At 33.9% G+C, this 13,249-nt stretch carries 14 protein-coding genes; 10 read left to right on the forward strand and 4 right to left on the reverse strand.

Annotation, left to right across the window (positions count from 1 at the left end; translation table 11 throughout):
• Positions 1-274: 274 nt before the first annotated feature.
• The 3 genes from E2K98_RS28735 to E2K98_RS28745 all read left to right on the forward strand — a co-directional run bounded on the left by E2K98_RS28735 (position 275) and on the right by E2K98_RS28745 (position 1,536).
• Positions 275-841, forward strand: a complete 567-nt coding sequence (locus E2K98_RS28735; protein ID WP_133340233.1) for a tyrosine-type recombinase/integrase — start codon at positions 275-277, stop codon at positions 839-841.
• Between the two features lie 57 nt (positions 842-898).
• Entirely contained in the window at positions 899-1,150 is a 252-nt protein-coding gene (locus E2K98_RS28740; RefSeq protein ID WP_133340235.1) for a hypothetical protein, read from the forward strand.
• Positions 1,151-1,236: 86 nt separating this feature from the next.
• Entirely contained in the window at positions 1,237-1,536 is a 300-nt protein-coding gene (locus E2K98_RS28745; RefSeq protein WP_133340237.1) for a hypothetical protein, read from the forward strand.
• A 451-nt stretch (positions 1,537-1,987) separates the two neighbouring features.
• Here the strand turns inward: E2K98_RS28745 and E2K98_RS28750 are convergent, their stop codons facing one another.
• Entirely contained in the window at positions 1,988-2,776 is a 789-nt protein-coding gene (locus tag E2K98_RS28750) for a hypothetical protein (protein WP_133340239.1), read from the reverse strand.
• A 112-nt stretch (positions 2,777-2,888) separates the two neighbouring features.
• On the opposite strand from E2K98_RS28750, the gene E2K98_RS28755 reads away from it, so the two are divergent.
• From E2K98_RS28755 to E2K98_RS28770, 4 genes are all read left to right on the forward strand, one after another.
• Positions 2,889-3,314, forward strand: coding sequence for a disulfide oxidoreductase (locus E2K98_RS28755; RefSeq protein ID WP_133340241.1), 426 nt, complete (start codon positions 2,889-2,891; stop codon positions 3,312-3,314).
• Entirely contained in the window at positions 3,311-3,739 is a 429-nt protein-coding gene (locus E2K98_RS28760; RefSeq protein ID WP_133340243.1) for a thioredoxin family protein, read from the forward strand. The genes E2K98_RS28755 and E2K98_RS28760 overlap by 4 nt, the downstream gene beginning before the upstream one ends.
• Before the next feature lie 473 nt (positions 3,740-4,212).
• Positions 4,213-4,488, forward strand: a complete 276-nt coding sequence (locus E2K98_RS28765; RefSeq protein ID WP_133340245.1) for a hypothetical protein — start codon at positions 4,213-4,215, stop codon at positions 4,486-4,488.
• A 555-nt stretch (positions 4,489-5,043) separates the two neighbouring features.
• A complete protein-coding gene (locus tag E2K98_RS28770; RefSeq protein ID WP_133340247.1) occupies positions 5,044-5,832 on the forward strand; it encodes an HTH domain-containing protein in 789 nt (262 codons plus the stop codon).
• Positions 5,833-6,193: 361 nt separating this feature from the next.
• On the opposite strand, the gene mobV is transcribed toward E2K98_RS28770, so the two are convergent.
• Positions 6,194-7,282 (reverse strand): MobV family relaxase, encoded by a 1,089-nt coding sequence (mobV, locus tag E2K98_RS28775; protein WP_133340249.1) that lies wholly within the window; start codon positions 7,280-7,282, stop codon positions 6,194-6,196.
• A gap of 840 nt (positions 7,283-8,122) precedes the next feature.
• Here mobV and E2K98_RS28780 point away from each other — a divergent pair.
• Together E2K98_RS28780 and E2K98_RS28785 are read left to right on the forward strand one after the other, a co-directional pair.
• A complete protein-coding gene (locus E2K98_RS28780) occupies positions 8,123-8,686 on the forward strand; it encodes a MerR family transcriptional regulator (RefSeq protein WP_133340251.1) in 564 nt (187 codons plus the stop codon).
• Positions 8,687-9,139: 453 nt separating this feature from the next.
• Positions 9,140-9,712: a hypothetical protein gene (locus E2K98_RS28785; RefSeq protein WP_133340253.1), complete on the forward strand. Its 573-nt coding sequence runs from the start codon at positions 9,140-9,142 to the stop codon at positions 9,710-9,712.
• Positions 9,713-9,907: 195 nt separating this feature from the next.
• On the opposite strand, the gene E2K98_RS31340 is transcribed toward E2K98_RS28785, so the two are convergent.
• Entirely contained in the window at positions 9,908-10,075 is a 168-nt protein-coding gene (locus E2K98_RS31340; protein WP_165976423.1) for a hypothetical protein, read from the reverse strand.
• A 737-nt stretch (positions 10,076-10,812) separates the two neighbouring features.
• Positions 10,813-10,959: a hypothetical protein gene (locus E2K98_RS31345; protein ID WP_165976424.1), complete on the reverse strand. Its 147-nt coding sequence runs from the start codon at positions 10,957-10,959 to the stop codon at positions 10,813-10,815.
• A gap of 758 nt (positions 10,960-11,717) precedes the next feature.
• On the opposite strand from E2K98_RS31345, the gene E2K98_RS28790 reads away from it, so the two are divergent.
• Positions 11,718-12,137, forward strand: a complete 420-nt coding sequence (locus E2K98_RS28790; RefSeq protein ID WP_133340255.1) for a hypothetical protein — start codon at positions 11,718-11,720, stop codon at positions 12,135-12,137.
• Positions 12,138-13,249: the final 1,112 nt, after the last annotated feature.

Genomic DNA, 13,249 nt, shown 5'->3' on the forward strand with positions numbered 1-13,249 from the left:
TAATATTAACAAAAATATAATGGATTGCGCTAACTCTAAAAAAGTTACTGCATCTTATTTCTCTAACTGCTGCTTGGGTTAAGGAAATTATCAGCTGCATTTGCAGCCTTTTTTATGGATTCAGAGGAACAAACTGAATGTAACTTAATAGATATTAAGTTACATTCGAATTGTTGGAAATACTAGACTTAAACTCTATCATTTTATTATGTAACAAATTAAAAAATATGTTACATTGAGATTAGCTATTTTACTATGTTAATCAGGAGGGCTTATGAGAAGCAAAAAAGGTGAAATCAAGGACGTTCAGCCCATCCGAAGTTATGAAGAAATTAATGACCTAAAGTGGTCGATTAAACGATTTTGCGGAGAACGGGATTACATCTTATTCCTGTTAGGGATCAATACGGGACTTCGGGTGAGTGATCTTTTGACACTCAAAGTGAAGGATGTAAAGAAGAAAAAGAAAATCGTAGTGAAGGAAGGAAAAACAGAAAAGCCCAGGATCATTTATTTAACCAATATTTATGGTGAATTAAATGATTATGTAGGGACGCTGGAGGGAACAAAATGGCTGTTTCCTAGTCGTAAAGGGGATAAGCCTATCTCCCGGATCCAGGCTTACCGGCAGCTCAATAAGGCCTCGAAAATGGTGGATATTCCGGATGGGATCGGAACCCATACCATGAGGAAAACGTTTGGTTATTGGCATTACAAACAGTTTAAAAATGTGGCTGAATTACAAACCATCCTTAACCACTCACACCCCGAAATTACTTTACGATATATCGGAATAACGGATGAAGAAATAGAGAATAACATGAAAAATTTTGTGTTATAAGGAGACGAAGACAATGAAAGTAAAGTACAAAATTGGCAACATAGGAGGAATTTAAAAATGACAGTAGACGATCATGCAATTAATAGTTTGAGAACATGGTTTGAAATTGAATATGAGAAATTAAAAACAGAATGGAAAAGTGAACAGTACGAATCCCTTTCTGATTGCCCATCCTTTAAAGCAACTTATACATATAGAGAGGCTTTAAACGTTCTAATTAATGGTCCTCAATATATTGATGAAACACAGTTAAAGAAAATGATAGATGAGGAATTAGAAGTTGAAAACTTTTGGAAAGAAAAATCTTAACGTCATCTTACCAAGATGATGTGTAGTTAGTGATGAAGAGATAGAAAATAACATGAAAAACTTTGTGTTATAAGGAGATGGGGACAATGAAAGTAAAGTACAAAGACGGCAGCATATACGGTCCAGGCTTAACGGATTTCCCTTATCAGGAAGGTGACTATGTGACGATTGTTGTTAAGTATTGGACCATTAAAGAAGAAGCTGAAGAGGATATTTACTATCATGGTCATATAACAAAATTAGAGGACGAAAGGGTAGGTTTTTGGGCTGTATTAGATGATGATCCGGACACAGAGGAATTTTTCCACTTTGGAGATATAGAGGCCGTCTTTGACGGTGATAAAATCCCCTTTCTAGGTGGATGGACTAAGCGTAAAAATTTTTAAAACCTTTAACGTTAATAGCGTGAAAGGTTACATAATAATCTTCTGATTTTCTGGTAATAGTCTTAGCGTACGTTTCCGTATTTTGCTGGTTGGCTCCCAAATAAATTAAATAAGAGCCCTGGAGAAAAACGGGCTCTTACATATTAGTTTTATGAAAAAATTGGTAAATATGATATAACAAGGAATCCTAAAGAAGCTAATAGATAGCAAATATAATATTCTCTTTTACTTTTAAATTTAGATAGCCTGTGAAGAAAAACATAAAGAGAAACGATTACTAAAAGAATAATTGATTGTAACAAGTTATTAGGTAATACTGAAAATATAATTTTGAAGCAAAGTCCTGTAATGATTCCCATAATTATAAACCAAAGTGCCTTGTTAATCATACATACCCTCCTTTATCCTGATTTTACCTTGGTTTATTTGGAAAAGTAAACAGTTTATTCCATTATGATTGTATTGGACAAGTTGTATACCAACCTCCAGATGCACAATATTGGTATTTAGGAATGTAACAACCTACGACTAACATAGCAGTACAAAATAACTTACCATATATAGTTTTTGATAAATAAGGGCATGATACGCCTATCATTTTTTCACATGCGTGATCATACGTTCCACCATCTGACGCATACTGTGTACAGACCCAACAAACTTGTGAAGCAAGTGGTTGAATGGAGCCCAAGTCTTTATCTTTTTTTGCTTGTGCTTCCCTTTGTTTATTTACCTCTTTTTCATAATCTTTATATCCTGCCTGTGCACGATCAATATAACTTTGCAATTCATCATCGCTCGTTATAGGAAATGCAGTTTCCTCATTATTTTTAGAGAAATCCACATAATATACAGATTTATTATCGATGATCCTACTATAATCCAGAACACCTGAACTCAACTTATCGTTATCAAAATTGTAAATAAAAGTTAAAACGGATGTGAACTTTACTTTATCGGCTTTCTTAGCTTCTGTATCATACCCATAACTTACCTCATACTGCGCAATATAACCAATTTGATTTCCATCTTCGTCTTTAGCCGGATTTACAAGGATTGGTTTTTTAGAGAGTAATGCCTTCTCATATTTTTGATATGTAGCGTCATTCTTTATCATTTGTAAAAACTCTTTCTCGTTTACACCATTTTTTGCAAAACTTTTCATTGGAACAATTCCAATCATTATTGCGAACACAAGCAGTAAGGCAAATAATCTTTTTTCAGTAAGAAATTTTCTCATTACTAAAACACTCCCCTTTTTACCATATTTTTCCTGCACTTGAAATTATATACATATTTAGCTTGGTTATTCATAATATTCAAAACGTAATACATAAAAAGGGGGAATATTTGTGGAACATAAAAAAAATACTCGATTATTTTTTATTTGGATTACTTCTTTAACAGCAACATTAGGTAGCCTTTTCTTCTCTGAAATTCTAAAATATGTACCTTGTAATTTATGTTGGTATCAAAGAGCTTGTATGTACCCGATTGTTATACTTTCTGCAATCGCAGTCGCTAAAAAAAATGCCAACTTAGCAAAATATATATTATTTTTCTCGGGAATAGGTCTTATAATTTCGATTTACCATTATTCAATAACTAAATTTCCAAAATTAGAGATTACAAGCATTTGTGGGAGACATTCGTGTAATTCAAATACATTTGATATTGCAGGATTTATCAATATTCCGTTGTTATCATTTTTAAGTTTTATAATTATCTTTATTTGGAGTATCAATATTTCTAGAGAGAGAGGAGAAGTAAGAATATGAGGAAACTAATTATTTCTTTTACCATTATTATATCTTTCTTTGTGGTTGCTAGTATTGTTACCTCTAATGTTATGCGTAGTTCTGCTAAGGAAAATTCCGCCTTTTCTAGAAGTGAACCGAGAACTATTATAAAAACGCAAGATGTTATTACTAAAATAAATAATCAAGAACAGGTTCTAGTTTATTTTTTTTCACCAGACTGTAGTCATTGTAAATCAACGACACTTATCATGAATAGACTTTCCAAGGAATTTAATATATATAAAGTAAACCTTAATGAACATGAAGAGTTATGGGATAAATATAAAATTATAGGTACACCAACTGTAATTAACTTCCAAAGTGGTAAAGAAAAGAATCGATTTATCGGAGAACACTCCGAAGAACAGTATAGAAGTTGGATTAGTTCATTAAATATCAAATGAAAATAAATAGTTTAGAAATATAAAACAAAATCGCTAATGAAATTTTAATCAAGACCCAAGTGATAATCTTTACTTGGGTTTTTTTCTTGCGATTACTTTCTTCTTTTTTTAAAAGTAAAAATGACTCTTCAATGGTACGTTTCCCCTTCCTTGATTTGGTATATGATTTCAAAATACAAAAAAGAGGTAAGTTGCAGAAAAGCTTCCGCCTTTCTGCATTCAAGGTAAACAAATTAGATTCCCTTCCCTCCTACTGGTGAATCACTGAATCACTTCATCACTGATGTAGTTTCAAGTCTTGAAAAACCTAAAGAAAAATTAAAGGAGGGTAATTGAGAAGAGAAAGGGAGAGGAAGATTGTACTTTAAATTGTTCTGAATACAAACGGACAATCATAGATATGTATCAAGTTGATTCACCGGTGCAGTGAACCACCTTAAAATATAGATATATCAAGCAAGGAGGGAATTATAATGAGTCTATTGAAAAACCGTTCGGAGGCAGCAAAAGAACGAAACTTAGGTGGTAAAAGGTGTGTCCGGTTCAGCATTTCCATTAATAACGAGTATGATAGAAAACTATCCAGGTTAGCCACAAGCTGTGGAATGACGAAATCGGAAATGTCTGATCAGCTATTGAGGATCGCCTTAGATTCGCCTAATGTGTTGGATTGGCTGCAACAAAAGTTTAATAAAGTAGAAGAATATAAGGTTCGTCCTACAGTCATCAATAACAAGGTTTATTACTGAAAAAATCTCCCGGCCGGATGGCAAGGAGATTTTTATTTGGCCCTGGAATATTTAATGCCTTCTTTAACCCACTTCTTATCGAAGTTATAACACTTTACACAGAGTCCCAGCCTTTTTTGAGAATCCTTTGTATTTCGTATCGTTTTACTGCAATACCTGCATTTCATTTGAACTACCTCCCTAGAGGATTAATTAGTATTGTTATTGACTAATAGAGGTAGTTATATACAAAAGTCGGTACCTATTATTTTAAATTTACTAGACTTCCCTAGAATTAACAGTTTATAATTAAAGCAACTAAATGAACGGAAAATAAAAAGAGCCTCAAGCGTTTTATAGTGGTGTTGGTAGCACCCTATAAACGTCCGTCGTGCTTACCCACGACAAACACCTGCTCAAAGACTCTTGTTTTAACTATATTATGCCCTTATTTTAAGGGATAAAACTAGTTTTTTCAAGAGGAAACTACTGTCTATTTTTGTAGAGCGTTGTTTGTCGTACATTTTTTTTACGACAGGCAGCGTTCTTTTTGTTTCCGAAAAAGGAGACAGAGACATGACATATTTCGTTGAAACGGATCAATTTAATCAAATGATTTCTTATCATCCCTATGTAACGACCGGAAAAGAGAAGAAAAAAGTAAAATATAGCCTTTTGGATCGTATTCAGGAGGTATTAGGAGACAAGTGGAATCGATTTAAAGAAGGTACGAGACAAGCCTTTGATATGATTTGTTTTTTAGGGACGGAATTGGGGTTTGTTTATGCTGGTGATGAATATCTGGCAAAACGGCATGATATCAGTGATCGGACCGTCAGAAACAGATTAAAGGAACTAGAAGAACTAGGACAAGTCATCAAGGTACATAGAAGGACGAAACGCTGTAACGGCCGAGGAAGGCCCATCTACCTATTTGTAAATCATCCATACTTTCACTATTGGGTGGAGCTGCTTGGCATAAATTTAGAGGATTTCCAAACAGATTTCCAAACAGAAAACGCTAAAACTCCTTGTGAGAGTAAGGATGAAGGGCAAAAAAAAATTTCTACCTATTGTTTACCTAAAAAACAAGAAAGAGATATTAATATAAGCAACAATAGAATTGTTGAATATGTAGTAAATCGAGTAAATGATTCAATTAATAAAGGAACCCGAATTAAATACTTATCAAGTTACATAGACCGAATTGTCCGGTCATTAGAATGGCAATCTTTATACGCCGAAAATAGACGACAACAAGCCCTTAAACAACGGCAACAAGAAGAAAATTCTAAGTTTATTCAAGATGCATTAGGAATTAAAAAACCAGAACCGGTACCGTTTTATAATTGGCTAGTAGAATAAATCAAGTTTCCATTAAATTAACTGAAATACATAAAGGAGAACATATATGAAGTTTATATTTTCTCAAGGTATTTTATTGATTGTTTTATGTATGGTTGGTTGGGTCGTTTTTTATGCTATTGAATCGGTTATGTATTACTTTTACCTTTAAGAGCATAAAAAAGATCCGCTATGTGCGGACCAACTTTTAATCCATAAAAAATGGCGGTATTCTTTTTTGAATTATATGTTAGGCTTCTATTTTCGGCTTATAAGCAGCCTTTTATAAAAATATCGAAGTAAAATAAAGGGGAAATTCAAAAACGCTGTACAGGCCTTTTAATGCCATCTAGGCACCGATGGGATTTTTAAGTGTTTTTCCTTACCGTTCGATTTCCGATTGCTTCTCTTTGTTCTTGGAAAACTTATGTAAAAACTCATTAAACGGTGAAAACAGCTGATTTTCTCTAAAAAACGTTTGAACTTTTTCCAACATGGCTTTAAGCTTGCTGTTTTCAGCTTTTAACTCTTTATTTTCTTGTCTTAATTGACGATTTTCGGAGTCTAATCCAGATATTTTTTGGGTTAAATGCTGATTTTCATTGTTTACTTGAATTACCTGGCGTTCAAGCAAAGGAACCTTTTTCGCTGTATGTTGAAGCTGAATAAAATCATCTTGCTTGATTAGAACGCTGTCACGGCTTGTCAAAGGCTTTTTCGTTTCAATCTGATCAATCATAAGTCCGTGTTTGGTAATCCCGCTTAAATCGCCTTCAAGGTCGCTTAAGCGACCCTTTATCTCCTTGATGGAGGAGTCAATTTGCTGTTTTTGTTCCTGTTTCTCTTGCAGCTGGCCTTCAAGGGATTGAATTTCTTCTCTCACTGACATCGCTTTAAAGCGTTTTGGCTCGACATGTTTTTTGTCACTGGAGATTCCACGTTCCAAAGAGAAGCCAGCTTTTACAATATGTTCGTGAAATTGATCTTGGAGCTGCTGCAACTCGGATCTCTTGCCAAAAAACGCTTTGGCTGCCAATTTGCCGTCCGGCGTGATCGGTACCATTCCTACATGCATATGGGGCGTTTTTTCATCTTTATGAACCATGGCATAAAGAATGTTTTCTTTTCCGTATCGATCCTGGAGAAACCCTAAGGCTTCCTGAAAATAGCGCTTCTCCTCTTCAGGGGGAAGACCATCAAAAAATGACTTATCGGACGTCACCAGAAACGAACAAAGTTTCACAGCATCTCTCCGGATCTTTTTCGTACCGGTATAACGCTCATTGATTTCTTTTTGAATCCGGTCCGTATAATTAATCTTGGAATCATTTAATAAATCATAATTTAAGTACGTTCTATCTTTATCGATATCAAAATTACTATGACTCTCTTTTTCTCGTTGATTATGAATCTGGATCCCTTTGACATCCGGACCTTTTAATTTTTTCATATGAATGACAGCAAAACTCAAACAACATACCTCCTAACCTAAGACACTAAAATTCTTTCATCACCCACTCAGTACCTGGGATTGGCTCCGCCTTTCGTCAGTAGCAGAAGACCTCGGCTATGTTTACGTAGTATAGGCGAGGTCTTCTGCTGGTCACGAGACGAAACAGGAGCCGATCCCCCCTTGGTATGAGTGGGACGATAAGATTTTCAAAACAGACATAACATTAAAATTGAGTAACCTTTTATTTGCGTAGCAAATTCTCTCCTATTTGCGGTCATATGCAATAGAAATCCGTAAGGATTTTTCCTAGACAGAAATCGCAAAACGAAGGCAAGAACACCACCCCAAAATAACGCACGATAACGGGGTCTGAGCGAAGGACTTTACTAGTTTAAGTGTAGCTTACTACACTTTGCATGGCAAAATGGTAAGCTCTGCGAGGCGGTTTCGGCAAGCCGAAAGCCATGCCAAAGCATGGCAAAACCAAACCTTGGGCTCCTCGCCCAAACCCCGCCAACGGGAGCCCGTTGGATCGCATGAGCCTCCGGCGGTCCGAAACCTAGGTTTCGAAACTTCCTCCCCTCGCCGGTAGGCGTCCCCAAAAATGAATTTTGGGAAAGGCCAAGAGGGTCACCCCATAAATGTTCGACAGCCGTACTTGTCCATTCCTTATCCTCCCTTCGGTCCGGTACCATGGACAAAACATTAGGTAGTTTTTTCTGTTAAATTACATTTAACCCTTTAAAAATCCTTTCATGCTCAATAATAGTTAATTAGAATATGAGGACAATTTTTGATCTAGTCTTAGAGGATTTAGATAAAATAGAGTAGAATGATACACAAGAGGTGAATAAACGCATGGAAAACGCAAATGAATTTGGTACGTTATCCAAAGAAGTAGCAATCCATTTAAATATAAATCCTAATACACTAAGGCGTTGGTCACTTGAATTAGAAAAATATGAATACATATTTGAAAGAAATAATAAAGACCAAAGGATCTATTATGAACGCGATATTCAGGCGTTATCAGAATTAAAAATAATTCTAGATAACGGACAATCAATGGAAAACGCAACAAAACTTATTGCGACTAAGCACAAGGAACGAAGAAACGCAGAAAAAACGCTAAGTGTTATTGTTAATAATGAAGAAAATGATGAGAAAATAGCGTTATCTAAGCGTGAATTGAAATCGATGATTGAATCTGCTGTTGAAGAAACCGTAATGAAAGCTATTGAACAAGAGCGTGAAGCCATGTTTAAAGCTTTTGAATTAAAAATGAGTGACACAATTGAACGACGCGATCGGATATTAATGCAAAGTATCAATCAAACAATGGAAGAAAAACGTTTAGAGATTGCAACTGCTCAGGAAGAAGAAAAGAAAAAAGGCTTTTTCGCTCGCTTGTTTAGTAAGTGAAAATACTATTTGAACAAGATAAATTTTATAGGCTATAGAAAAAGGCGTTGGATTTCAATATGTGACAGATAAAGGATTATTGACTAATTAAGATTTTTATTTTATCTTTTGCAAAATAAAAAAAGTAATTCAAAAAATTTTTAAACGATATTCTTAACATTTTTAAATTCTTAGGGTATACTATAACTGTAAGTTACTGTTTGAGGGTTTGGCGATTATACCCTGGCTAAATAATTAAATCGAAAATGTTGAGGGTTTGGCGATTATACCCTGGCTAAATAATTAAATCGAAAATGTTTGAGGGTTTTGGCGATTATACCCTGGCTAAATAATTAAATCGAAAATGTTTGAGGGTTTTGGCAATTTTCCCTGGCTAAAAATAAAAGTTGAAAATGTAAACTCAAAGGGAGCGCTGTTGGCGCTCTCTTTTTTATGGGGGGATACTTGTAACTTATGGAACAAAAGGGAGAAGCAGTTTCGGTTGAGGAACTAGAAAAAGAAGTAGAAATAATGTTAGAAGAAAATCAATCAAATGAAGAACGAAAAGTGGAGTATGCCTTTGTATTAAATGACTTTTTTAAACAGGATTTTCTTGATCCAGAAGAAGTGTTAGATAAAAATAAAGGTAAGGCTGCCAGAGAAACTAGGGTTTATGTTTGTTTAAAATTGGAATATGAAAATAATACATTTTTAATTCCTCTAAGAAGAGATTTAGCTGGTATGCCTGGACATCCTTTGTTTCAAAAAGCTTGTTATCCTGTACCGTCTGAAAACAAACCAGATGCTGGCTTAGATTTTAGAAAAATTATCGTAGTGAATGAACCTTCTCTTTATAGGATTGATGAAGCGAAAATTTCAGCAAAACAAAGGAATACGATGCAGGATAATTTCGAGGTAATAAAAAATTTAGCAATAGATTATATAGATGGTTTTAAAAAAGCTGCAAGAAAGAATCGACAAAAGCGAGAGCCTTTATATAAATACTCAGCTCTAAATAATTTTTTAGAGGAATTGGGAATTAAATAAGTGTAAAAAAGAGGTGGTTTTAATTATCTCTTTTTTTGTGCGTAATTTTTATAGAAAAAGTTAATGTTTAAACAGACTCAGCTGCGGTCGCATTTTTTTGTATGAACAAACGAAAAGGTGTAGGTAGATGTAACTTAATAGACATTATCCTAAAACTAAAAAAGAGACCCCGTCCGCTGAGGTCTCCTTTAAAAATTAACTTGATTTAGGTTTAGCCCAGAAACAAAAAGCTTTCTTTCCAACAGCGCTAGCGTATAAACGTTGGCCGTTTCGGAGAGTAATCCATGGACGACAGATCCATTCTTTACCCTCGGTGTTTTTTTGTTTGTTGTTATCATCATGACTATTGTTTTTATTTTTCATGATTGGTTCCTCCTCGGTTTTAATTATATTTTTCGCTTGCGGAGGAAACCTAAGTATGATATTTATATTATGAGTTGTTTTTATATGTTTGCTTTTTCGCACAAAGCAAGCGGACGGATTTTACATAACATTTTAATCATGCCGTAGGTTGTCCTCTGCAAGGACACTTACGGTCTTTTTTTTGTCCTTTTTTCATTTGTCCCCCTATTTTTTAAAAATTATCCTCTACCAATATAGAAGGGAACAAAATTTTTAAAAATAAAGCCCGTTGCTATATTAGATCTCAGACTATGTATCGCAAGAAACCCTTAAATAAAATATATCATAATAAAAAGACTTGTCAAGTAAAAGTGTTTGGTATTTTAATATTTTTTTAGATAAAATTCGACAACTCATTGCTGGATTGCTTAATCAAATAATCATTTTAGTAGAATGTCACCGGATCGTTAATTTTTTATTATACAAACATTTGTGCGTAAAATCAAATTATTTTGAAAATGGGAAATGTAACAAAATGGATGTTTTGTTACATTGGATGAACTTCAGATCTGTTGCTTATTAATCTAACTGGAGTGTTTTCTTTACAATTACCCTTATAAAACGGTTAAATCAAACTTTATTTCAAAGCAACATTAAATAAAAAAGACTGTTATTCTCAGGAAAGGAATTAACAGCCTTAAAACAGAATCATATTTCCAGTAGGGGTACCACGATTTTACAAATAATAAGTCGAACTTTCAAGAATTATCTTTAATTTTATTCCCTTTAGAATCATACTTCAGTTCTTGCATTTTATGTACCCGATTTTTAATTTCATCCCAAACATCCGGTACTTGCTTTTCTATTGCATGATCCAAATGATTCAATATTTTTTCCTTCTCCAACGAAAATCCCCCTTAACTAATCCTTTTCAGTTAGTCAGTTTTTTATTGCAGCATTATATTAGCAATATTTATTCATTTTAATTTTAAATGTAATATTTATGTAAAAATTATGTTGCGAATAGTTTACTGAATTGGTATTATATGTATGGTCTCAATACATATTATACCATATTAAAAGAAATTGAAAGGGAGGTTAGAGGGTGTTTTTGCAATCCCCCTTAGAGCGAATGTTTAAATAAAATCTTATACTACCAATAACTGTTTCATTTTTAGCTGCGTCTACCAGTGAATCGGTAGCTATATCTAATCCAGACGGCTGACAATCAAGTGGTAAGTATAGTAGAAAGATTTATATAGGTGATAAAACTACTTTTATACCGGATCCCGAATTTGAATATCTACTGGGGGGAATTTTTAGATTAAAATGACTGGAGTTCTACAGTTAAATTGATTAAAAAGTAAAAGTGATGGAGTATGGGCTTAATAATGAGGATGAAGTACTTTGGAGTGGACATGTACTGCAGAAATGTATTATAGCAACAACTTCCAAGGCATGGTCTCCAGAAACAGTTTATACCGAAGGTCTTGGTTGATAATTACATATGCTTTTTATTTAATTTTAACAAGAATAAAAGATAGTTAATTACAATTATAATTTTTCTTTATTATTTGCCTTATTATGTAAGGTTTTTGACATTTTTACAAGTTTGTTATATTAAGATACTTTTATTAAATTATTATAGAAATGGAGTTTTAATATGTTATCTAAGTTTAAATACATTACAATGGCTAGTATATGTTCAATTGCACTTTTATTTTCCCCACTTTCTAATAGAGCGTTTGCTACGAGTGGGTGGCAGAAGGTAGGTTTTGATCAAATAATTCTAGATGGAAAAAACCAAGTAAAATCTATACACGTTGATTCTCATGGAGGAAATTTTAAGGCAGCTTTCTACGGAGATGCAGGCTATCTTTCAGTAGAATTATGGGAATACGATCCAGATAATCCCGACGATTTAGTAAGAAGTGCCAGAACTGTGTATGGGCATGGAGGAGAGTTAGTATGGGAAAACATCAGTGATGCCCTTGATGGTTCCGACAATACAGCTGAATTTTACCTTAAAATAACGCCACAAAATGCAGACTATGGTTCTTTAAACGTGACTTTTTATGACTAATTAAATCTCTAATGTTGAATATTTTTTTCAAGGCTGTCAGGAAGATTGAGACAGTAGGCTAACTGGAGGCTCAAAGGAGTCTCTTTTTTTATCTAACAGAGACGATATATTAACTTCTTTCCCTTTCCCCTCACGTTCAAGTTTTTTATCATACATACGAATTTGAATGTCGAAAGAATTAGCCCCGAAGTAAATCGTTTTGCCTTTTGAATTTTTGAAATAATAGTTGAAAGTTCTAAAATAACCTTCAAAAGCATCAATTGGCACGTCTAAATGAGAACATCGACCATTAGCAAAAACAATAGCAAACAGCGGTTGCTATGTTTTTGGTTTTAAAACTTGGCAACCTTGACCCGACAATTTGAAATGAACTACCTTATCCTGTTGATGACCTTCGTTGTAAACTACTACATTTCCAAATCTCTTCGATTTTTTGTAACCAAATTAACCTTTCTCTTTCTCCTTAAAAGTTTCTAATTTCAAAACTAAAATTTGAGTTATTAAATTAAGAGGTGGTATATCTAGATAGTAGAAGTGGTAGTATTGTAGTTAATTGATCTCTAGTATCTCTATATAGGGGGTAAGTTGTACTATATAGTTAATCATTTATAGAGGAGGTGCTCACTCCCATTGTTTTGGAATATTGGGTTTCATATAGGTGTATTTATCTTAGGTGTTTTTGTTATGTTTCTAATTGTTTTTGCCAGTAGGAGTAAGTGAGGAGAAGTTGTTGGTCTTATTGTTTTTTAAGGGAGTAGGGATTTTGGAGTTCAAATCTTTTATGGAAGATAAGCACAATTAAGTTAAGGCTAGTCGAGGTTATTAAATCGTTGCAAAAAAATAGACTTCAGGCATAACAGCACCAGCAGGATTGACAACAGCAACAATCAACAATCAATCAAAATAGATCAGGTTGATACCAGTTTAGGCCCCAACCCTTTGGTGTATTATTCTTACATTTTGTAATATTAACAAAAATATAATGGATTGCGCTAACTCTAAAAAAGTTACTGCATCTTATTTCTCTAACTGCTGCTTGGGTTAAGGAAATTATCAGCTGCATTTGCAGCCTTTTTTATGGATTCAGAGGAACAAACTGAATGTAACTTAAT

The organism is Bacillus salipaludis (genome assembly GCF_004358205.1).